This is a genomic window from Streptomyces daliensis, assembly GCF_054782395.1.
This window is the reverse complement of sequence record NZ_BAAGSO010000094.1, coordinates 110,600-133,291: the sequence shown is the minus strand read 5'-3', so window position 1 is coordinate 133,291 and position 22,692 is coordinate 110,600. Positions and strand designations below refer to the sequence as shown.

Annotated in this window: 10 protein-coding genes; 6 read left to right on the top strand and 4 right to left on the bottom strand. The window is 73.2% G+C overall.

Features of this window, described 5'->3' with window-relative positions; all coding sequences use genetic code 11:
* Positions 1 to 17: 17 nt before the first annotated feature.
* Complete coding sequence (locus ACYVOO_RS23090) at positions 18 to 710, bottom strand: antibiotic biosynthesis monooxygenase family protein (RefSeq protein ID WP_461017590.1); 693 nt, start codon at positions 708 to 710, stop codon at positions 18 to 20.
* Between the two features lie 257 nt (positions 711 to 967).
* Complete coding sequence (locus ACYVOO_RS23085; protein ID WP_461017589.1) at positions 968 to 1,192, bottom strand: MbtH family protein; 225 nt, start codon at positions 1,190 to 1,192, stop codon at positions 968 to 970.
* Between the two features lie 397 nt (positions 1,193 to 1,589).
* On the opposite strand from ACYVOO_RS23085, the gene ACYVOO_RS23080 reads away from it, so the two are divergent.
* The 3 genes from ACYVOO_RS23080 to ACYVOO_RS23070 are packed head-to-tail and all read left to right on the top strand — an operon-like array spanning position 1,590 to position 15,876.
* Entirely contained in the window at positions 1,590 to 13,196 is an 11,607-nt protein-coding gene (locus ACYVOO_RS23080) for an amino acid adenylation domain-containing protein (RefSeq protein ID WP_461017588.1), read from the top strand.
* The gene (locus ACYVOO_RS23075) at positions 13,193 to 15,100 is read left to right on the top strand and encodes a class I adenylate-forming enzyme family protein (RefSeq protein WP_461017587.1); all 1,908 of its coding nucleotides are present in this window, start codon (positions 13,193 to 13,195) and stop codon (positions 15,098 to 15,100) included. The genes ACYVOO_RS23080 and ACYVOO_RS23075 overlap by 4 nt, the downstream gene beginning before the upstream one ends.
* Positions 15,097 to 15,876, top strand: coding sequence for a hypothetical protein (locus ACYVOO_RS23070; protein WP_461017586.1), 780 nt, complete (start codon positions 15,097 to 15,099; stop codon positions 15,874 to 15,876). The genes ACYVOO_RS23075 and ACYVOO_RS23070 overlap by 4 nt, the downstream gene beginning before the upstream one ends.
* Before the next feature lie 154 nt (positions 15,877 to 16,030).
* On the opposite strand, the gene ACYVOO_RS23065 is transcribed toward ACYVOO_RS23070, so the two are convergent.
* On the bottom strand, positions 16,031 to 17,641 hold the full coding sequence (locus tag ACYVOO_RS23065) for an HtaA domain-containing protein (protein ID WP_461017585.1): 1,611 nt from the start codon (positions 17,639 to 17,641) through the stop codon (positions 16,031 to 16,033).
* 179 nt (positions 17,642 to 17,820) lie between these two features.
* On the bottom strand, positions 17,821 to 19,254 hold the full coding sequence (locus ACYVOO_RS23060; protein WP_461018099.1) for an HtaA domain-containing protein: 1,434 nt from the start codon (positions 19,252 to 19,254) through the stop codon (positions 17,821 to 17,823).
* A gap of 152 nt (positions 19,255 to 19,406) precedes the next feature.
* Between ACYVOO_RS23060 and ACYVOO_RS23055 the strand changes: the two genes are divergently transcribed.
* From ACYVOO_RS23055 to ACYVOO_RS23045, 3 genes are read left to right on the top strand one after another with little or no spacing between them, the layout of a single operon-like run.
* On the top strand, positions 19,407 to 20,450 hold the full coding sequence (locus tag ACYVOO_RS23055; RefSeq protein ID WP_461017584.1) for a heme/hemin ABC transporter substrate-binding protein: 1,044 nt from the start codon (positions 19,407 to 19,409) through the stop codon (positions 20,448 to 20,450).
* Positions 20,447 to 21,643: a FecCD family ABC transporter permease gene (locus tag ACYVOO_RS23050; protein WP_461017583.1), complete on the top strand. Its 1,197-nt coding sequence runs from the start codon at positions 20,447 to 20,449 to the stop codon at positions 21,641 to 21,643. Before ACYVOO_RS23055 ends, ACYVOO_RS23050 begins: the two co-directional genes overlap by 4 nt.
* On the top strand, positions 21,640 to 22,689 hold the full coding sequence (locus ACYVOO_RS23045; RefSeq protein ID WP_461017582.1) for a heme ABC transporter ATP-binding protein: 1,050 nt from the start codon (positions 21,640 to 21,642) through the stop codon (positions 22,687 to 22,689). Before ACYVOO_RS23050 ends, ACYVOO_RS23045 begins: the two co-directional genes overlap by 4 nt.
* The last annotated feature ends 3 nt before the right edge of the window (positions 22,690 to 22,692 follow it).

The following is a 22,692-nucleotide window of genomic DNA, read 5'->3' as shown; positions in this document are numbered from 1 at the left end:
CGCCCGCGCTGTTTTCGTCAGCCCTGTGCCGCGGCTTCGGCGTGGCCTCCGTCGTCCGCCGCGTCCTCGCGGCCGGGGACGACGACCGGCAGCCCTGCCGCCTCCCACGCCTCAAGCCCGCCCGCCACGGTGTGGACGGAGGCCCGGCCCGCACGGATCGCTCGCGCGGCGGCCTGCGCGCTGCGTGTGCCCGTGCGGCATACGAAGGCCAGCGGCCCGTCGGGCAGATCGGGCAGCGCGCCCGGCAAGGTGCCGAGCGCGGCGTGGACGGCACCGGCCGGGCGACGCGCCGCCCACTCGTCGTCCTCGCGGACATCGACCAGCGTGAGCTGCCCGTCCACGGCGCGGCGACGGCCCTCGGCGGGAGACAGCTCGGCGGGGGCGCGGCCGTCGCCGGAACCCGGGCTCTGCGCCGCGGCGGGCAGAACCGTCCGGATCGCCTCGTAGTTCGAGGCGTGGGCGACGGCGATCTGCTGCCCCATCATCGGGCAGACGTTCATCGCCTCCTCCCAGTGGGAGGTGGACTCCCATTCCGCCACATTGACGAGGGAGAACCTGCTCCCCGGGACGATGGTGCGGAACATGTACGTCCGGATGAACCCGGGCTGAGCGGCCATCACTTCCGCGGCACCCTGCCAGGCGTCGAGATACGCGCTTTCCCGCTCCTCGTCGATCTCGATCGGAATGATCACGACATGGCGATTTTCCATCTGCTGCCTCCTCCGTTCCGCAAGGGAATGGTGTTCCGCGAGGGAACTGCGACTTCCGGCGTGCCGATCAGCACTTTCTGGACGCAGCCTGCGCGCACACGTTCATGAGCGGCAAAGGTGTTTGCTGAATCGGCAACACGGCCGGAGCGGTGCGTGATCCTGCCGGCCATGTCACTCACCACAAAGGGCCCGCCAGCAAGCTGACGGGCCCTCATGAGCAATCGGGGCTGATCATCCGCTACTTCCCGCGGCAGGCGTCAGGCCGGGCCGGAGTCCTCCATGGCCTGGGCGAGGGACCTGGGGCGCATGTCGGTCCAGTGGGTGTCGATGTACTCGAGTGCCTCGTCGCGGCCGGTCTCCGCGAGGGCGGTCCGCCAGCCCTCGGGGACGTCGGCGAACGAGGGCCACAGCGAGTGCTGTCCCTCGTCGTTGACCAGGACCTGGTAGGTGCCGTCCGGGTCGTCGAAGGGATTGGTGCTCATCCGGTCACTCCTTCTCAGCGGATTCGTCTTCACCGGGGTGGTGTGACATTCGCAAACGACTCACGGGGAGAGGGGTGGCACAAGCGGGCGCCCCGGCTCCCGTGCGTGGTCGGCCTCCTGGTTGTGGTGTCCGTGCCGGCCACCTGCCGCTCGGTCCGCGCACAGGATCCGGCAGGACGACCCAGGTGAACACTTTACGTTGTGCGCGCTTCCAAACCTCTCCCACCTGCCTCTTTGTTGATCCGCAAGCAAACGTGAGATACAGCATATTGCCGCGTCTTTACTCGCCCATTGCCTGCCGTGTTTCGATGAGTCGGTCCGCTTCTTGATCGCTCCGACCACATCCGACGGCGTCGCCGGCACGGCACCGGCAGGACCGATGGGGATGCTCATTCTCATGCCCGAAAACCGACCTGAACTGCGACTCTCCGACGCTCAACTCGGGGTCTGGCTCGCGGAGCGTGCTGGCTTCAGCCGCCCCGGCGCCTATCAGTGGGCCGAGTACCTCGTCCTGGACGGAGACATCGACGCCGGCCTCCTGGCCGCCTCGGTGACCAGAGCGGCGACCGACTGCGAAGCGGTCAACGTCCGCATCGTCGGGGCAACGGATTCTTCGCCCACGCAACGGCTTCTCCGGGCCCCGGAACACACCGTCGAAGTGGTCGACCTCCGGGAGACTTCCGACCCGGACGCCGCCGCGCGGGAGTGGATGCGGGCCGCTCTGGCCGAGGCCGGAGGCAGCGACGCCGGGCCGCTGTTCCTGGGGGCCGTGCTGCGCGTCACCGACGACCGCACGGTGGTGTTCCACCGGGTCCACCACATCGCCCTCGACGGCGCGGGCATGGCCCTGTTCGCCGAACGTGTCGCCGAGGTCTACCGCTGCCTGTACGACGGGCGCGCCGTTCCGGAGTGCGACTGGAGCGGACTCCGTTCCCTGGTGCACGCCGAGGCCGCCTACCGGGAAGCGGCGGAACACACCGAGGACCGGGACTGGTGGCGGGAACGGCTGGCCGGGAGGCCGGACTTCCTGAGTCTCGGCACCCATCCGGCGCCGGCCGCGGAGCACTCACTGCGGCTGACCAGGGTTCTGCCGGAGGAGGAGTTCGCCAGGCTGCGGGATGGCGCGGGGCGGCTCGGACACCGCTGGACCCGGCTGCTCACCGCGGCGACCGCCGTCTACCTGCACGCGGTGACCGGCAACCGTGACGTCGTACTGAGCCTGCCGGTCGCAGGGCGTCCGCTCGAACTCACCCGGACCGTGCCCGCGATGACGGCCAACGTCCTGCCCCTGCGGCTGCGCGCCGACCCGGCGGCCACCGTCGGCGCCCTGCTCGACCAGGTCGCCGGGGAACTGCGGCTGGTGCGACGTCACCAGCGTTACCGGGGCGAACACCTGCGACGCGAGCTGGGCTACCCCGAGGACGGCAGGAGGTTCTTCGGGCCGGTGCTCAACATCCAGCGGTTCGACCGGCCGCTGCGGTTCGGCCCGGTGACCGCCACAGCGCACAACCTCCAGGCGCCACCGTCGGAGGACCTCTCGATCGTCGCCTACGACCGTGGCGACGGCGTGCTGCGCCTCGACTTCGACGCCAACCCCGACAACTACGGCGAAGACCTGCTGCACGACATCGCCGACCGTTTCCTGCACGTGCTGTGGCAGGTGGCGGACGCCGACCCGGACACACCACTGGCCCGGATCGCACCGACCACCGCGCGGGAGCGCCGGCACAGCGCCGCGCTGGGCACGGGCGACCGCACGACGGCCGCGCCCGCAGGGACGCCCGCGGGGACGGCAGTCGGCCGGTTCGCGGAACAAGTACGCCGCACGCCCGACGCGTTCGCGGTGCGCTCGGCGGAGACCGGTGAGCGGCTGACCTACCGCGAACTGGACGCGCGGAGTTCCGCGCTGGCCGCCGAACTCACCGCGGCCGGTGCGGGCCCGGAGCGGACCGTCGCCCTGCTGCTCGAACGGTCGGCCGACCTGGTCGTCGCGGCACTCGCGGTGGCGCGGACGGGTGCCGCCTACGTCCCGTTGCAGCGGGACGACGCGCTCTCCCGGCAGGAAGCGGTGCTCTCCGACGCGGGAGCGCGGGTGCTGCTCACCGACCGGCACACCGAGGGTGACCCCGTCGTGCCGCTGGCACGCGACCGTGGTGTGCGGCATCTGGACGTACGGGCAAGGACAAGGGGGTTCGGGGCCACGGAGCCGCGGGTCGCACCGGAAGCGCTGGCGTGCGTGATGTTCACCTCCGGCTCGACGGGACGGCCCAAGGGCGTGGCCATCACCCAGGGCAACCTCGCCGGGCTGGCCGCCGACCGGTGGTGGTCCGAAGGCGGAGCCGACCGGGTGCTGCTGCATTCGCCGCACGCCTTCGACGCGTTCAACCTGGAACTGTGGGTGCCGCTGCTGACCGGCGGCGAGGTGGTCGTCGCCGCACCGGGACGGCTGGGCCCGGCCGAACTGTCCCGGCTCACGGCCGGCACCGGGATCACCGGACTGTGGCTGACCGCCGGACTGTTCCACGCCATCGCCACGGAGGACCCCGTGTGCCTGGCCGGAGTGCGCCAGGTGTGGACCGGCGGTGACGTGGTGTCTCCCGCAGCCGTGCGCGCCGTGCGCTCCGCGTTGCCGGAACTCACCGTCGTCAACGGGTACGGCCCCACCGAGACCACGGTGTTCGCCACCAGGGGTGCCGTCGGCGAGAAGGCGCCCGTAGACGCGGGGCCCGTAGGCGCGAGGTCCGAAGACGCGGGGCCGGTCCCCATCGGGACGCCGCTGGACGGCAAGCGGGTGCTGCTGCTCGACGACGCGCTGCGCCAGGTGCCACCCGGCGCGGTGGGCGAGCTGTACCTCGGGGGCGCCGGGGTGGCGCGCGGCTACCTGGGCCGGGCGGCCCTGACCGCCGAGCGCTTCGTGCCCGACCCTTACGGGCCGCCCGGCGCCCGCGTCTACCGCACGGGCGACCTTGCCCGCTGGAACCACGAAGGGCGGCTGGAGTTCGCCGGGCGCACCGACGGGCAGATCAAGCTCCGCGGCTACCGGATCGAACCGGGAGAGATCGACGCCGCACTGCTGGCGGAGCCCGGCGTACGCCAGGCCGCGACGGTTCTGCGCGAGGACCGGCCGGGAGTGCGGCGGCTGGTCTCCTACGTGGTCACCGAGGGCGAGGACGACGCCGCCGCGCTGCGCGACGGTGTGGCGGACCGGCTCCCGCCGTACATGGTGCCCTCGGCCGTGGTCGGGCTGGACCGGCTGCCGCTGACCCGCAACGGCAAGCTCGACCGCTCCGCGCTGCCGGCACCGGAGTCCGCGAGCACGGACACGGGCACGAACGCGAGCACCGGCATCGGCACGGGCACAGACACAGGCACGGGCACAGACACAGGCACGGGCAGGGCTCCTCGCACCGCCGTCGAGCAGCGGCTGGCCGAGCTGTTCGGCGAAGTCCTTGGCCTGTCCGAAGTACCGGTCGACCAGGACTTCTTCCAGCTCGGCGGCGACAGCATCAAGGCGATCCAGCTCGCCGGAGCGGCCCAGCGTGCCGGTCTCGCCGTCGGCACCCCCGACGTGTTCCGCACCCCCACCGTCTCCGGCCTGGCCAGTGGCGTCGGAGCGGAGCAGCCGGAGACGGGGCAGCGGGTCGCGCTGGGCGACGCGGACGATCCCACGGTCCCGCTGACGCCCATCATGCACTGGCTGCGGGAACGCGGCGGCCCGATCGACGGCTTCACGCAGTCCCTGACCGTACGCACCCCGGCTGGCATGACCGGGGAACAGGTGCGCGCGGTGGTGCAGGCGCTGGTCGACCACCACGACATGCTGCGGCTCTCGCTCACCACCACGGCGGGCGGCCTGTGGGCCCTGGAAGTGCTGCCGCGTGCCACCGTCGAGCTGAACCGGCAGGACACTGTGCTCGACCCCGGGCACGGGCGAGTGGTCGACGCGCGCTGGCAGGACCGCGGCCCGGCGGAGGCGGGCGAACTGACCCTCACCGTGCACCACCTCAGCGTCGACGGTGTCTCCTGGCGCATCATCCAGGAAGACCTCCGGGCCGCCTGGGAGGCCGTGAGGGACGGGCGCACACCACGGTTGCAGCCGACGGGCACCTCCTTCCCCCAGTGGGCGAAGGCACTGGTCCAGTACGCGCACCACCCGTCCGTGCTGGAGGAATTCGCCCGGTGGCAGCCGGACCGGCCGGACCGGCCGGGCCTGCCGGAAGCACCGGTCCAGCCGGACCAGCCGCTCCCCGAGGATCCCCCCGTCGCAGCCCGTGCCCTGGACCGCACGGTGGACACCGAGGACACCCGGCTCCGCCACTCCGTCACCCTGTCCGGCGCACTCACCGCACACCTGGTGACCGAAGCCACCGCTGCCTTCGACTGCTCGGTGCACGAGCTGCTGCTCACCGCGTTCGCCCTGGCCGCAGCCGACTGGCGGGAGGGCCCCGAAACGCTGCTGGTGGATCTCGAAGGCCACGGGCGCGAGGAGTTCGCCGCCAACCTGGACCTGTCCCGTACGGTCGGCTGGTTCACCACCCTGTTCCCCGTGGTGCTCGACCCCGGATGCTCCTGGGCGGAAGCCCGCACCGATCCGGCCGCGCTCGACGGCGCGGTGGCCATGGTCAGGGCCTGTGTACGGGATGCCGCGCGCGCCGGACTGAGCCACGGGCTGCTGCGCCACCTCAACCCGCAGAGCGGCCCGGCACTGGCCGCACGCGCGGCGCCGCAGTTCGCGTTCAACTACCTGGGCCGGTTCGACGTCGGCGGCGAAGGCGACTGGGCGGTGGTGGCCGACACCACCGTGCCCGGTCCTGACACCGGCGGCGGGCTGGCGATGGCGCACACCGTCGAACTGGACACGGTGATCGCCGACCACCCGGAAGGGCCCCGCCTGGTGGCGAACTGGTCGTGGGCGGGCGGGCTGCTCACCGAAGCGCGGATCCGCGAACTCGGGGAGCGCTGGTTCGACGTGCTGACGGCGCTGACGCGGCGGGCCCGCACCCGGGCGAAGGGCGAGCTGCCGCTGCCGCCGCTGGCGCAGGGGCTGCTGTTCCACTCGCTCTACGACCATGACGGCGCCGACCCCTACCTCGTCCAGTTCGTCTTCGACATCGGCGGAGCGCTGGACCCCGCCGCGCTGCGCGACGCACTCCACCGCCTGCTGCTGCGCCATCCCCAGCTCTCCGCGGGCGTCCGGAACGGCCCGTCGGGACGCCCCGTCCAGGTGGTCGTCCCGGACTTCGCCGTGGAGTGGCAGGAGATACCCGCGCACGAGGACCTGGAGCGTTTCCTCGACGCCGACCGCAGGCGACGGTTCGACCTGGCCAGCCCCCCGCTGGTCCGCGCCGCGCTGCGGCACCGTGCCGGCGAGGGGCACACCTTCGTACTGACCACGCACCACCTGCTGCTGGACGGCTGGTCCATGCCCGTCCTGATCGAGGAGCTGTTCGCGCTCTACGCCGGCCGCGCGCTGCCGCCCGCGACGCCGTACCGCGACTTCCTCGACTGGCTGTCGACGAGGGACTCCCGCGCGAGCGAGGCCGCCTGGCGCGCGCTGCTCTCCTCCGTCGACGGTCCGACGCTCGTCGGCGGCGCAGGGCGACGCGGTTCGGCCGCGGCCCGGCACCGGCTGACGGCCGAGCTGGACGAGGCCACCAGCGCACGCGTCGACGCCGTGGCGCGGCAGCACGGGCTGACCGCCAACGTGGTCGTGCAACTGGCGTGGGCGGTCCTGCTCGGCGCCCTGACAGGACGTGACGACGTGGTGTTCGGCGCGACGGTCTCCGGCCGCCCCGCGGAACTGCCCGGCTCGGAGCGGATCGTCGGCCTGCTGATCAACACCATCCCCGTACGGGTCCGCCTCGACCCCCGCCTGTCGGTCGCCGAGTCCCTCGCGGAGCTGCGCGCACAGCAACTGTCCATGCTGGACCACCAGCACGCCGACCTGACACGGCTTCAGTCGATCGCCGGGCACGCCGAACTCTTCGACACGGTCGTGGTCTTCGAGAACTACCCGATCGACGAGGACGGGCTGCGCGATCTCGTGCCAGGCCTGGAACTCAGGGACGTCCAGGGCCGGGACGGCACGCACTACCCGCTGACGCTGATCGCCATGCCCGGCGACGGCCGCCTGCGGCTCCGTCTCGACCACAGCACCGACCTGTTCGACGAAGAGGGGGCCCGCCGCCTCCTCGACCGCCTCGGCGCACTCCTCGACCGGATCACCGCCCGTCCGGAGGCACGGCTGGGGCAGCTCGGTCTGCTGCTTCCGGACGAACAGGAAGAGCCCGCGGACCGCGAAGCGGAACCCGTCCCTGGCGCGCTGCCCGCCCGCCCCGCGCTGCCCGCGCTGTTCGAGGAGCAGGCGCGCCGACGGCCGAAGGCCCCGGCCCTCACCTGCGGCGAGACCACCCTGTCCTACGGGGAGCTGAACGCGCGGGCGAACCGTCTCGCGCGGCTCCTCGTCGAGCACGGGGCCGGCCCTGAACGCCTGGTGGCCCTGGTGCTCGGCCGTTCCACGGACCTCGTGGTCGCGGTGCTGGCCGTGCTGAAGTCGGGAGCCGGCTACCTGCCGCTGGACCCGGCACACCCCGAGGAGCGGGTGCGGCAGGTGCTGAGCGACGCCGCACCCGTGCTCGTCGTGACCGGCGAGCCGCTCGCGGTGCCGCATCCGCAGATCGTGCTCGACGGCACCGAGCAGGGCGCCGCCTTCCCCGGGGACGACCTCGGTCTGTCACCGCACCCCGACAGCGTCGCCTACGTGATCTACACGTCGGGCTCCACCGGAGCCCCCAAGGGCGTCGTGGTGTCGCACCAGAACGTCGTGCGGCTGCTCTCCGTGTCCGACGACCGGTTCGGATTCGGCGACGAGGACGTGCACACGCTGTTCCACTCCTACGCCTTCGACGTCTCGGTGTGGGAACTGTGGACGGCGCTGGGCCGCGGCGGCCGCCTGGTGATCGTGCCGGACGACGTCGCGAAGTCGCCCCGGGAGCTGGTGGGGCTGCTCGCCCGGGAGCAGGTGACCGCGCTGAGCCAGACCCCCTCGGCCTTCTACCAGCTCATGCGGGCCGAAGCGGAGGCCGCGCCGGGCGGGCTGCCCGCGCTGCGGACCGTCGTGTTCGCGGGCGAGGCGCTGGAACTCTCCCGCATCCGCTCCTGGCACGGCCCCGGGCGGCCGAAGCTCGTGAACATGTACGGGATCACCGAGACCACCGTGCACGCGACCTACGCCGAGCTGACCGACCCCGACGAGACCGCCGGTGTCATCGGCACCGCGCTGCCCGATCTGCGGCTGCACCTGCTGGACCACGCGCTGCGCCCTGTCCCGCCGGGCTGCACGGGCGAGATCTACGTGGCCGGTCCCGGGGTGACGCGCGGATATCTGGGGCGGCCCGGTCTCACCGCGAGCCGTTACGTCGCCGACCCCTTCGGCGCGCCCGGAGCCCGGATGTACCGTTCCGGTGACCTCGCACTGCGGCGGGCCGACGGCACACTGGAGTACCTGGGCCGCGCTGACCAGCAGGTGAAGATCCGCGGTTACCGGATCGAACCCGGAGAGATCGAGCGGGTCCTCGAACAGCACCCCGCCGTGGAGCGCGCCGTGGTCCTCGCCGACGCGGACCCCGACGGCGGCAGACTGCTCTGCTACGTCGTGACGAAGGGGGAGGCGGCCCCCGCAGCGACCCCCGGTGAACTGCGCGAGTACGCCCGGACGGTCCTGCCCGCGCACATGGTGCCCGCGTTCGTCCTGCCCGTCGACGGGATCCCGCTGACCGGCAACGGCAAGCTGGACCGCCGGGCCCTGCCGCGACCGGAGACCGCGCTGCCGGTGAGCCGCCCGCCGGCGACCGCACGCGAACGGCTCCTGTGCACGCTGTTCGCCGAGACACTGGGGGTCTCCGAAGTCGGCGCGGAGGACAGCTTCTTCGACCTCGGCGGGCATTCACTGCTGGCCACCCGCCTCATCAACCGGGTGCGGGCCGAGACCGGCCACGAGCTGAGCATCCGCGCCCTCTTCGACGCCCCCGTCGTCGCCGACCTCGCGCGGTGCCTCCCGGAGCGGCCGGACGGCGCACCCCGGGCCCGGCCCGCCGCGACAGCGCGCCCGGAGCGGATACCGCTCTCGCCCGCGCAGCGCCGGCTGTGGTTCTTCAGCAAGTTCGCCGGGCCCAACCCGGTCTACAACATGTCCTTCGCGGTCCGGCTGAGCGGCCCCCTGGAGGCGGAACACCTGCACGCGGCCCTCGGCGATGTGCTCGTCCGGCACGAGAGCCTGCGCACCACCGTCACCGAGACCGACGGCGAGCCCTGCCAGCACATCGGCACGGCGGAGGCGCTGCCGTTCGAGAGGGTGACCACGTCGGAGGCCGAACTGCCAGGACTGCTCGCCGAAGCGGCCACCCACGTCTTCGACCTCACCGTCGAACTCCCCGTCCGGGTCCTGCTCTACGAGACCGCACCCGAGCGGTACGTGCTGCTGATCCTGCTGCACCACATCGCCGCCGACGGCTGGTCACTGGGCCCACTCGCCCGCGACCTGTCCACCGCCTACCGGGCCCGCCTCGCCGGTGAGGCCCCGCGATGGGCGAGCGAGCCCGTGCAGTACGCGGACTACGCGCTGTGGCAGCAGGAGCTCGACCTCGACGCCGGGATCTCCTACTGGACCGAGACCCTGCGCGGTGCCCCGGAGGTGCTGCCGCTGCCGTTCGACCACCCCAGGCCGCCGGTGTCCGCGCACCGGGGGGAGACTGTCGCCTTCGCTCTGGACGCCGGTCTGCACGCACGGCTGGAGCGGCTCGCTCGGTCCACCGGCACCAGCCTGTTCATGGTGACGCACGCCGCGATCGCGGTGCTGCTGTCGCGGCTCGGCGCCGGTGAGGACATCCCCGTCGGCACACCGGTGGCCGGGCGGCACGACGAGGCGCTGCACGACACCGTCGGCTGCTTCGTCAACACGGTGGTGTTGCGCACCGACCTCGGCGGCACACCGACGTTCGCCGAACTGCTGGAGCGGGTGCGCGCCACCGACCTCGACGCGTTCGCCCACCAGGAAACGCCGTTCGAGCAGGTGGTCGAGGCGGTCAACCCGCCGCGCTCCCTGTCCGGCCACCCGGTCTTCCAGGTGATGCTGGCCTTCCAGGACACACCGCCCGTGGTGTTCGACCTGCCGGGCCTGCGGGCCGAGCCGGTCGCAGCGCACGGCGGCGCCTCCCGCATGGACCTGCTGTGGAGCCTGCGCGGGCACCACGGCGACGACGGTGCGGCGGCCGGTGTCGAAGGCGAGCTGGAGTACGACATCGAGCTGTTCACCCCGGCCTCGGCGCGGCTGCTGCTCGCGCGCCTGGAAGGAATCCTGCGCGCTGTGGTGGCGGACCCGCACCGCCGCGTCGCCGACCTCCCGGTCCTCGTCGCGGGTGAGCACGAGCGGCTGACCGGCCACTGGAACTCCACAGCGCACGACGTTCCCGGGGCCATCGTGGCCGACCTGTTCGCAGCGCAGGTGCTCCGCACCCCCCACGCACCGGCCGTACGGCAGGGGGACACCGTGCTCACCTACCGGGAGCTGTCGGAGCGGGCGGCCCGCATAGCGGCGCGGCTCCGCGCCCGCGGGGCAGGGCCCGGCAGCCTGATCGCGCTGGAGCTGCGGCGCGACGCCGAACTGCCCGCAGCGCTGCTCGCGGTCCAGTCGGCCGGTGCCGCCTATCTGCCCGTCGACCCCTCGCTGCCGCCGGAGCGGGCGGCGGCGCTGCTGGCGGACGCCCGCCCCCTGCTGGTGGTGCGCAACGCCGACGGCCCCACCGCCGACGGCCCCACCGCCGACGGACCCGCACCCGACGGGCTCACCGTCACCGCCGGGTCCGACGACCCGGCCTCCGTACCGGAGAACACCGCGTACGTGACATACACCTCGGGCTCCACCGGGCGGCCGAAGGGCGTCGTCGCGCCCCACAGCGCGCTGACGAACGTGGTGCTCGCCCTGCGCGAGCAACTCGCGGTCGGCCCCGAGGACCGTGTACTGGCCGCAGCGCCCGCGAGCTTCGACATGTCCAAGCCCGAGCTGTACCTCCCCCTGGTCACCGGTGCCACGATGGTGCTCGCCGGTGAGGGCGCGCTGCGGGACCCGGACGAGCTGTCGGCGCTGCTCGACCGCCACCGGGTCACCGTGATGCAGGCGACCCCGTCGCTGTGGCAGACCCTCGTGACGCGACGCCCTGACCAACTGCGCCGCATACGCGCGGTCGTCGGCGGCGAACCCGTACCGCCGGAGCTGGCCAGGACGCTGGCAGGTCGTACGGCGTCCCTGCTTGCCTGCTACGGCCCGACCGAGACCACGGTCTGGTCCACCACCCACGCGGTGGGCCGGGTGACGACCGCGGCCGTGCCCCTCGGGCGTCCCCTGCGGAACACCCGGTGCCATGTGCTCGACGCCAGGCTGCGGCCGGTACCACCGGGCGTGACCGGCGAACTGTACGTGGCCGGTGCGGGCGTGGCCACGGGCTATCTGCACCGTCCCGGCCTCACGGCGACCCGGTTCGTCCCCGACCCGTTCGGCCCGCCGGGAGACCGGATGTACCGCACCGGTGATCTCGCGTCGTGGACCGCCGACGGGGTGCTGCGTTTCCACGGGCGGACCGACGACCAGGTGAAGATACGCGGCCACCGCGTCGAGCTGGGAGAGGTCGAGGCGGTGCTGGCCCGCCATGACGACGTCGAGGCCGCCGCGGTGGCCGTGCACGACCGGAGGGCCGACGACCGCCGCCTGGTCGGCTACGTCGTCCCCACCGGCGCCGGTCCCACCGGCGCCGACCTGGACTCGGTGAGCGCACACCTGGCCCGGCACCTTCCTGACTACATGGTGCCCACCCGTCTGCTCGCGCTGGACCGGCTCCCCCTCAGCGCCAACGGAAAGCTGCTGCGCGACCGGCTGCCCGAACCGGACTGGGCATCCGTGCGGGACTCCCCGCCGCCTTCGAGCCTCCGCGAGCACCTGATGTGCGAACTCTTCGCCGAGGTGCTGGACCTGCCCAGGGTCGGCCCCGGGGACAGCTTCTTCGAACTGGGCGGGCACTCGCTCCTGGCGGCACGGCTGACCGACCGGGTGCGGACCGTGCTCGGGCTGGAGCCGACACTCCGGAACGTCTTCGAGGCGGCCACCCCCGCCGCGCTGAGCCGCCTGCTGGACCGCACACCCGCCACCCCCGCGCCCGCCCACCTCGTGCCGTTCCGGGCCGAAGGGCCGGCGGCGCCGGTCTTCTGCGTCCACCCGCTCAGCGGGATGAGCTGGCTGTACTCGGGACTGCTGCGGCACATCGGCCGCGACCATCCGGTGTACGGCATCCAGGCCGAGGGCCCCGGGGGAGTGGCGGACCTGCCGGGCACCGTCGAAGCGATGGCCGAGCGCTATGTGGACCTGATGCGTTCGGTACGCGCCAACGGCCCCTGCCACCTGGTCGGCTGGTCCTTCGGCGGGCTCGTGGCACACGCGATGGCGGTACGGCTGCACGAACTCGGCGAGCCGCCCGGGTCGCTGTTCCTGGTGGACACCGTCGCCGGTGACGCAGCCGGTACCGGAGCCGGAGCGGAAGCGCCCGTCGACGACCGGCGGGTGCTCAGGGTGCTGCTGACGGCGGCGGGGTTCGACGACGAGCGCATTGCCTCGACGGACCTGGACTTCGACACCGTCTCGGCACTGCTGCACCGGGAGGGCAGCGTGTTCGCCCGGTTCACCGAGGACGACATCAGCCGCCTCATCGAGGTGTCGCGTCACAACGACAGGCTCACCCGGGCCTACCGGCCACCGCGCTGCCCCGGGGACACCACCTACGTCGAAGCGGCGCCGGACGGGCCGCGCCGGGTCCCGCACCACGAACTGTGGCGGCCCCACGTCGGCGGCGACCTGACCATCCGTCATGTCACCGCGTCGCACCACCGTGTGATGCAGCCGCAGCACGTGGACGAAGTCGGAGCACACCTCCGCGATCTGCTGAGGAGGCGGAGTTGACCAGCACAGAGACGAGCACCGTGCCCGGCGCACTGGCCGAGCTGCCCGCCGGCACCCGGGTGGTGATCAGGATGCCCAACGGCCGCGGACTGGCGGACGTGCTGCTCGCCTGCTTCGACCTGCGCCTCGTCGCCGTACCGCTGCACCCGCGCACCACCGGCCGAGCGGTGGCCGCCATCGCCGAACGCGTCTCCGCCGCAGCACTGGTGGACGCCGACGGCCTGCACCGCACCGGCCTGCCCGACGTGCACGCGGCCCCGGACGACCTCGCCTTCATCATGTTCACCTCGGGCTCCACAGGCCCGCAGAAGGGGGTCATGCTCAGCCGGCGTGCGGTACTGGGCAACGCCACCAGGACCGCGGCACTGCACGGGCTGGCACCCGACCGCCCCCACGGCACCTGCCTCCCGCTCTACCACTGCAACGCGCTGGTGATGTCGCTGCTCGGCACGCACCTCACCGGCACACCGCTCACCCAGCAGGCCGCCTTCGACCCGGCCGGCTACTTCGCGGCACTGGACGCCGCGGGAGCCAGGACCGCCTCCATCGTGCCCGCGCTGCTGTCGGACCTGCTGGAGGAAGGACCCGACTGGCCGGAGAGCCTGGAGTACCTGATCACCGCGGCGGCGCCGCTGACCACCGACCTCGCCCGCCGCTTCCACCGCCGCTACGGACCGCGCCTGCGGCAGGGCTACGGCCTCACCGAGGCGGTCAACTTCAGCTTCACCATGCCCCGGCTCGACGACGCGGAGTTCCGCGAACAGTATCTGGCACACGTGCCCCCGGTCGGCGCACCGCTGCCGGACACCGAACTGCGGCTGGAGTCCGGCGAAGTCTGGATCAGAACCCCCGACCTGATGACCGGCTACTGGCAGGACAGCCGGACCACAGCGGCCACGGTCACCGAAGACGGCTGGCTGCGTACAGGCGATCTCGGCGAACTGCGCGACGGCCTGCTCGTGCTGCGCGGACGCGCCGGCGAGCGCATCAACCGGGGCGGGGAGAAGCACTACCCGCTCGACATCGAGCACGGCTGGCGCCGGGCGGGGCTGTCCGGCAGGTTCGCGGCAGTCCCGGTGGACGAACCCTCGCTCGGCCAGGACATCGGCCTGATCGCCACGGAACAGCCCGTCTCCGCCGTACGCGAACTGTACGAGCGGGCGCCGCTGCGCCCCGCAGCGGTCCAGTTCGGCGGGTTCCTCGCGACGTCCACCGGCAAGCCCCAGCGCAAGGCGATGAGCCGGGCCCTCACCACCCGCCGGCTGACCTCCGCACGGTACGAACGACTGCTGCGCCACGCCGCCTCCACCGCCCGCGACCTGCTGCGCTCGGGAGCCCGCCACCACGGTCTGCGCGCACTGGCCGCACAGGCCGAAGGGCACCCGGGCGCGGGACCTGGAGCGGGACCGGGAGTAGGAACGGGAGAGGACGCCGTTCTCGACGCCCTCGACTTCATGCGCAAGCACTGGCACGACGAGGAGGGCGCGGAACTGTCCCGGGCCAAGGCCCACTGGCACACGACGCTGCTCACCGGGTGGCCCCTGGCGGAGCACGCGGAACTCGCCGCCGAAGTGGCCGCCTGCCACGGCCACGAGACACCGCCGGTGCCGTTCGGAAGCGAGGCGCGACTCGGCGGCGGCACGCTGCTCGTGCTCCCGCACGGACCCGCTGCCGACGGCCCCGGCTGGCCGCTGGGCCCGCTGCTGGCCTTCCTGAACGGTTCCGCCGAGGAGGAGGACGGCGAGCCGGACCGCTGGACGCGGCTGACCCGGCTGCGCGACCGCGGATTCCCGACAACCGGCTGCTCGGTGCTGCGCGCCGGGCGGCACGACCTGGGCGGCGTGCTGTGGGCACGGCAGCCGGACCCCGGACCGATCGACGAGCACACTGGAGCGACTGGATGACGCACAGCACCGAAACGCCCGCCCGTACGAACCGGATGAAGGAGTCTCCGGACCACGAGGACGAGATCCTCGACGTCGAGCGGCACCAGGACCCCTCCCGGAACCGGCTGACCCCCGTGGTGCAACTGCCACCGGACGTCGCCCTGAGCGTGGTGGAAGCCCTCGCCCGCCTGGTCCGGGCGGCACACCGCACGGAGCGGGAGCGGCCCACCCCCGACGGTGTGCTCAGGCAGGCGCAGGAGTTCGAGGAGGGGGACGTCTTCATGCTGGAGCCCCCTTTCGAGGGCTACTTCGCCGACCGCTACCTGATGGACTTCTACGACACCGCCGAACGCGACATCTGCTCGCGCATGCACCTGCACACCGGGTTGCGGTTCGTGCGGATGATGACGGGTCCCGAGACCACGATCCGGGTCTCCAGCCTGTCCCCGATATCCGTACGCCCCGCGACGGGGGGCTGGGCGGGCCCGATGAACACGTTCACCGACGCGCTGCCCGGTACGCCTGCCGGGGTGCACCGGGAGCGGCACAACGTCATCGTGCCGCCGAACTCCTGGGTGGACATGCAGATCCCGCGGGGGGTGTCGCACCAGTTCAACGCGGTCGGCCCGAACGCGGTGATCGACTCGGTGCACCCGGAGGAATCCATCGAGACACTGCGCGAGGGAATGTCGGGCTACCGGATGATGGCCCAGACCATCTTCCTCGCCAAGGACAAGAGCCCTGCCAGCACCTGCGCCGACACCACCGCACCGGCCGACACCCCGCACCCCTGACCACGACACCCCGCACCGGAGCGGCGTCGACCGGGTCCAGGAACCCGGTGCGTTCCCCTCCGCACGGTGGTGGAGGTGGTGACGCCGGTCGTGCTGTGAACGTTCCGCCACGTGGGTGTCCCGGCCATCGGGCGGAACACCCACGTGGGCGGGGTCAGGAGTGGGCGGGGGCGGGTGCGGTGGTGGTCCTGCGGCGGGAGACGACGACGGTGGCGGTGCCGGTCAGCAGGGCCACGACCGCCGCCGCGAGCACGGCCGCGGCGGGAAGCGGGGTGCCGGTCGAGGCGAGTGCGGAGTCCCCGGAGCCGCCGACGGTCGCGGCGGTGCTGCCCGAGGAGCCGGAGGTGTCCGAGGCACCTGCGGTGCCGGTGCTGCCGCCGTCGTCGCCGCCGGGCAGGGTGGCGTCCTCGTCGAGGGAGACGTTCACGGTGACCGGGTCGAGGGCTTCCCCGGCCTCGTAGAAGCCGCCGAACGCCTTGGCGCCGTCGGCGGTGAGCTTCGCCGGTGTCCTGGAGAGGGTGAGGATGCCGTCCTTCGCCGCGAGGTCGCCCTCGGGCAGGTCCAGGGTGGCGAGCGTCAGGCCGTCGTAGGTGGAGACCTCGTGCGTGGTGCGGTCCTTGGCGCGTACGTCGGCCGCCAGGGTGCCCTTGCCGTCGGCGACGGTTACCGCGAGGGCGCTGAGCTTGAGGTCGAGGGCGTAGGAACCGTCGGACTCCTTGTGCCCGAGGAAGCGCACCGAGCCCTGGAAACCGGCCGACAGCTTCTGGTCCGCCGAGTCGAAGGAGCCGTCGGCCCCGGAGAAGCGGTAGACGGAGCCGGACTCGGCCGCGCCGTCGGCCAGTTCGATCCTGCCCGAGGCGATGGGCCCGGTGACGTAGGAGCGGAAGGACTCCTTGACGCCCCAGTCGAGGTTGCCGTCGACCAGGGCACCGTCCTCGGCCGCGGTCCCGGACGAGGGAGTGTCCGCTTCCGTGCCCCCGGTGCCCGAGGTGCCGCCGGCACTGGACGAACCGCCGGTGCTGCCCGCGCTGCCCGAGCCGGTCGAGCTGCCCGTGCTGGAAGAGCCGCCGGAGCCGCCGGAGGTGGTCCCGCCGGACGGGTCGGCGGGGCCGGGGTCCTCGCCCGCCGCCGTGGTCATGGCCAGCGTCGCCGGGTCCAGTTCGGCGCCCTCCTCGTAGAACCCGGCGAACGCCTCGGCGCCCTCCGCCGTGAGGGTGGCGGGTATGTCCGCGAGCACCGTGCTGCCGTCCTCGCCCTGGCCGGGCGTGACACCGTCGAGGGCGAGGTCGGCCAGGGGCACGTCCTGCTCGGCGGAGTGCTCGCCGTTGTTGTTGCTCTCGACGTCGGCGGTGAGGGTGCCGGAGGTGGCCGTGGTGTCCACCTTCAGGTCGCTGAGGGTGATGTCGAGCGCGCCGTGGTGGCCCTCGAAGCGCACGGAGCCCTTCACCGCGGCGGACGCGGCGTGCGTCGGGGAGTCATAGGTGCCCTTGGCGTCGCCGAAGGTGAACACGCCGTTGTCCGCGGCCTGTTCGGCGCCGTCGGACACGGTGATCTTTCCGTCGGCTATCGGGCTCGTCAGATATCTGCGGAAGGACTCCTTGACGCCCCATGTGAGGGAGCCGTCCACGATCTGCGAGGACGACGCGGCGGCGCCGTCCTCGGCGGCGTGTGCGGGGAGTGCGGTGAAGGCGGTGCCGCAGACGAGGGCCGCGGTGGCGGTGGCGGTGGCGGCGGCGAATGCCAGGGGGCGACGGGGTGTGGACATGGCCGGTTCTCTCCTCGGTGGTGCCTCGGGGGTGTGGCGGTGTGTGGCGGGGTGTGTGGCGGAACGGGGTGGTGCGGGGAGTGTTCGCGGCGGGGGAGCGCGTTGGAGCGGGTGCCCCGTCCGCCGCGACGGGCCGAGGCGGGCTCTGCCAGGGTGTGCCAGGGCGTGCGCGGTCGAGGTCAGCCGGTGCCGGGCTCGTCGGCCGCCCGCGCGGCGCGGGCGCGGCGGCGCAGCACGAAGACGGTGCCCGCCGCGAGGGCCGCGAGCACAGCCGCGCCCGCGGCCACATAGGCGGTGACCGGCGCGGCCGTGTCCTCGGTGGCCGACGTGGGACGGTCGTCGGCGGCACCCTCGGCGCGCGGCGAGGTGTCGCTGCCCAGATCCGGCAGGGCGGGCAGCCGGGCCTCGCCGGTCACCGCGACGGACAGGGTGACCGGATCCATGGCGGTACCGGCCGGATAGAGGGAGGCGAACGCCTTCGCACCGCGTGCGGTGAGCTTCGCGGGGGCCTCGTCGACGGTGGCGAGCCCGTCCTCCGGTTCGAGGTCGCGGGCGGGGAAGGTGACGAGCGGGACCTCCGTGTCGGTGGTGCCCTCACGGGTGACGTCGGCCGCGAGGGTGCCGCTGCCCTCGGCCACCCGCACCGTGATCCGGCTCAGCTTCAGGTCCAGGTCGTGCCCCGTGAAGCGGACGCTCCCGGCGAAGCGGGCCGTCAGCGTTCCGCCGTCCTCGTCGTAGGTGCCGGTGCCCTCGGGGAAGCGGAAGACGGCGCCGCCGTCCCGGGCCCCGTCGGCCGTCTTCCAGCGTCCCTCGGCGACGGGGCCCGTGACGTATTCGCGGAACGTGCGCCGTACGCCCCAGTCGACGGCGGCGTCCTCGAAGCCGCCGCGCGCGTCCTTCCCGTCCTTCTCCTCCTTTTTGCCGTCCTCCTTCTTGTCCTTGTCCTCGGAGTCCTTGCCGGACGAGTTCCCGTCCCCGGTCTTCGGGGCGGACTCGACGACGTCGACGGAGAGGCTGACGGGATCGAGCGCGGTGCCGTCCGAGTAGTAGCCCGCGAATGCCTTGGCGCCGTCGGACGTCAGGGTGGCCGGAACGTCGTTCAGCGCCACGGGGCTGCCGCCGCCGCGCATGTCCACACCGGACAGGTTCAGCCGGGCGAAGGCCACCTGCGCTGAGCGTGTCACCTTCCCCGAGCCGCGGGCCTTGCTGACCAGGTCGGCGTACAGGGTGCCGGAGCCGCCCTCGGCGCGGACGGTCGGGCGGCTGATGCGCAGGTCGAGTTCGTTGCCGCCGTCGGGCACCTTGTGCCCGGTGAAGTGGACGCCGCCCTCGAACGCCGCGCGGAAGGCGCCGGTCTCCGGGTCGTAGCTGCCGCTCGCCGAGTGGAAACGGAACCGGTTGCCGCTGGTCGTCGACGCGCCGTCCGTGGGCGTGTGACGGCCCTGCGCTATGGGCCCCGTCACATAGTTCTGGAAGGAGGACTTGATGCCCCAGTCGAGCCGGCCGCCCCGCACGGTACGGCTCTCCGCGTGCGCGGCGGACGCCGGGAGCAGGGCTCCGAGCAGGACCGCCAGTGTGGTCAGCGCCACGGCGGCGCGTCTGTAGGGGCGCATCATGTGCCTTTCTCCCGGGGGACGGACGGCGCGTGCCGGAGGGGACGGGCACACCTCCGGCACGGGCACACCTGAAGCCGGGCCCAGGCACACCGGAGGATCGCCGAGTAAGGGAAGGCTAACCTAAGCTATGGTCGTCGGGAACTGCCAACATGACGACAGGACGGTGGACTTCGGTGCGCATGCCACGACTGGGCGCGGCCGCTGCCGCGGCACTGGCCCTGCTGCTTCCCCTCACCGGCTGCGCGCAGGAGGGAACGAGCCCCGCCGCGGGCGAGGCCAAGGGCAAGGCCACCGCCTCCGCCGCGCCCGCCGACCGTGTGGAACCCCTGTCCGGCGACCCCGCACCGCACCTGCCCGCCATCGTGGAGGGCGACGACGGCCGCCGGGTGACGGTGCGTCAGGCGGAACGCGTCGTGCCCCTCACCGGCAGCATCAGCGAAATCGTCTTCACCCTCGGCCTCGGACCGCGCGTGGTCGGCCGCGACATCACGGCCACCTTCGAACAGGCCGCGAAACTCCCCGTGGTCACCCGCGGCCACGAGGTCTCGGCGGAGAGCGTGCTCTCCCTCCGGCCGGATGTCGTCCTCGCCGACTCCACCACAGGACCGGCCCAGGCCCTCGACCAGATCCGCTCCGCCGGTGTCCCCGTCGTCGTCCTCGAAGCGGCCAAGGACCTGACGGACGTGTCGGACCGGATCACACGGGTCGCGGCGGCACTGGGTGTGCCCGACGCGGGCAAGGCGCTCACGAAGCGCACCGACCGGAGGATCGCCGCGGCGCGTGAGAAGATCCCCGCACACCACGAGAAGCCCCGCGTGGCGTTCCTGTACGTGCGCGGATCGGCGTCCGTGCATCTGATCGGCGGGCGCGACTCGGGCGCGGGGTCGCTGCTGGAGGCGGCCGGTGCCCTCGACGCGGGCACGGAATCGGGGCTGACGAAGGACTTCACCCCCGTCACGAGCGAGGCGCTGGCGAAGGCGGCACCGGACGCGTTCCTCGTCATGACGAAGGGGCTGGAGTCGGTCGGCGGCGTGGACGGCCTGCTCGAACTGCCCGGCGTCGCCCAGACGCCCGCCGGGCAGCAGCGCCGTGTCGTCACCGTCGACGACGGCGTACTCCTCAACTACGGCCCGCGCACCGACCAGGTGCTCACCTCTCTGGTGCGCCAGCTCTACCGGGACGGCGACCGGTGAGCCGCGCCGCCACCGAGCCGGACCCGCACACCACCGGTGCCCCGCACCACGGGGGGCCGGGCCCGCACCACGGGGAGCGGGACACTCGCCACGGCGAACCGGACGCCGCACACCCCGAACCGGAACCGCCGCGCGCACCCGCACCCGCACCCGTACCCGCACCCCGCCGTTCCCGCGCGGCGCTCCTCACCTCCGGCCTCGTGCTCGCCCTCCTCGCCCTCGCGTTGCTCTCTGCCGCCCTGGGCGCCTACCGCATCCCGCTCGGTGACGTCACCGCGTCGCTGCTGCACCGTGCCGGGGCGGGCGGCCACCCGCTCGACAGGGTGGCCGAGAGCGTGCTGTGGGACGTACGCCTGCCGAGGGTCGCACTGGCCCTGCTCGTCGGCGCCTCCCTGGGCACCGCGGGCGCGCTGATGCAGGGCGTGTTCGGCAACCCCCTGGCCGAGCCAGGCGTCATCGGGATCTCCTCGGGCGCGGCCGTGGGCGCCGTCGCCTCGATCGCCCTGGGGCTCACCTTCCTCGGCACCTGGACGGTGACCGTCGCCGCCTTCGTGGCCGGTCTGGTGACGGTCCTCCTCGTCTACGCGCTCTCCCGCTCCGGCGGACGCACCGAGGTGGTCACCCTCATCCTCACCGGGATCGCCGTGAACGCCTTCGCGGGCGCCCTGATCGGTCTGCTGATCTTCTTCGCCGACAACGCGCAGGTCACCCAGATCACGTTCTGGCAACTGGGTTCCCTGGCCCAGGCGACCTGGCCCAAGGTGCTCGCCGTGCTCCCCTGCGCGGCCGTGGGCCTGGCCGTGGCGCCGTACTACGCGCGACGGCTGGACCTGCTGGCCCTGGGGGAGCGCTCGGCGCGGCACCTGGGCGTGGACGTCGAACGGCTGCGGATCGTCCTGGTGGTGGCGGTGGCGCTGCTGACCGCGGCTGCCGTGGCGGTCGCGGGAATCATCACCTTCGTCGGCCTGGTGGTGCCGCACCTGCTGCGCATGGCCGCGGGTCCTGGGCACCGCTTCCTGCTGCCCGGAAGCGCCCTGGGCGGCGCCGTGGTGCTCCTCGGCGCCGACCTCGCGGCCCGTACCGTCGCCGCTCCGGCGGAACTTCCGCTCGGTGTGCTCACCGCGCTGCTGGGCAGCCCGTTCTTCTTCTGGCTGCTGCGCAGGACCCGTCGCGGACAGGGAGGCTGGGCATGAGCGCACCCCGACCGTCACCCGGGCACACCGGCCCCTCGGACTCCCCGCCCCTTCCGCCCCTCCCGCCTCCCGCACCCGGTGTGCCGCGGCTGCTCGCCCGCCGTCTGCGCGGCCTGCTCGCCGCGCGCCGTCACGGAAGAGGACGCGAGGTAGCAGGTGCGCGGGATACGAAGGCGACGACGTCCCGCATACGTGCCCGCGTGCTCTCCTCGCGTGGACACCGCGAGCCGCCCGAACCGCCCGCACCCGGTGAGGTGCTGGCCCGCACCGAGCACCTCGGGGTGCTGCGCGGCGGACGGACGGTGCTGCACGACGTCGGCCTCGCCGTCGGCGCAGGGGAGGTGCTGGCCCTGGTGGGCCCCAACGGCGCCGGAAAGTCGACGCTGCTGGCCGCCCTCGCGGGAGACCTGGCGGCCGACACCGGCACGGTCACCCTCGCGGGACGCCCGGCCGCCGACTGGAGCGCGCCGCGACTGGCGATGCGGCGCGCGGTGCTTCCCCAGTCCGCCGAACTCTCCTTCCCCTTCCCCGTGTCGGAGGTCGTCCGCATGGGGCGCGCCCCCTGGGCCGGCACCGCGCGTGAGGACGAGGACGAGGCGGCGGTGGGCGCGGCGATGGAGGCGGCGGAGGTGACCGCGCTCGCGCACCGGCCGTTCCCCACCCTCAGCGGAGGCGAGCGGGCCCGCGTGGCGCTGGCCCGGGTGCTGGCACAGCGCACCGCGCTGCTGCTGCTCGACGAGCCCACCGCCGCGCTCGACCTGCGCCACCAGGAACTGGTGCTGCGGGTGTGCCGCCGCGAGGCCGCGGCAGGCGCCGCCGTGGTCGTGGTCCTGCACGACCTGGGCCTGGCCGCGGCCTACGCGGACCGCGTGGCACTCCTGCGAGCGAGCCGGATCGCGGCGCTGGGGCCGCCCGCGCAGGTGTTCACCGAGCCGCTGCTGAGCGAGGTGTACCGGCAGCCGGTGGAGGTCCTCGCGCACCCGCGCTCAGGAGCACCGCTGATCGTCCCGCGCCGCGAACCGCCGCCCTCAGAAGCGAACCAGTGACGT

Coding starts and splice junctions, on each gene's coding strand:
- ACYVOO_RS23090 (WP_461017590.1), bottom strand. CDS start 710: ATGGAAAATCGCCATGTCGTGATCATTCCGATCGAGATCGACGAGGAG.
- ACYVOO_RS23085 (WP_461017589.1), bottom strand. CDS start 1,192: ATGAGCACCAATCCCTTCGACGACCCGGACGGCACCTACCAGGTCCTG.
- ACYVOO_RS23080 (WP_461017588.1), top strand. CDS start 1,590: ATGCCCGAAAACCGACCTGAACTGCGACTCTCCGACGCTCAACTCGGG.
- ACYVOO_RS23070 (WP_461017586.1), top strand. CDS start 15,097: ATGACGCACAGCACCGAAACGCCCGCCCGTACGAACCGGATGAAGGAG.
- ACYVOO_RS23065 (WP_461017585.1), bottom strand. CDS start 17,641: ATGTCCACACCCCGTCGCCCCCTGGCATTCGCCGCCGCCACCGCCACC.
- ACYVOO_RS23060 (WP_461018099.1), bottom strand. CDS start 19,254: ATGCGCCCCTACAGACGCGCCGCCGTGGCGCTGACCACACTGGCGGTC.
- ACYVOO_RS23055 (WP_461017584.1), top strand. CDS start 19,407: ATGACGACAGGACGGTGGACTTCGGTGCGCATGCCACGACTGGGCGCG.
- ACYVOO_RS23045 (WP_461017582.1), top strand. CDS start 21,640: ATGAGCGCACCCCGACCGTCACCCGGGCACACCGGCCCCTCGGACTCC.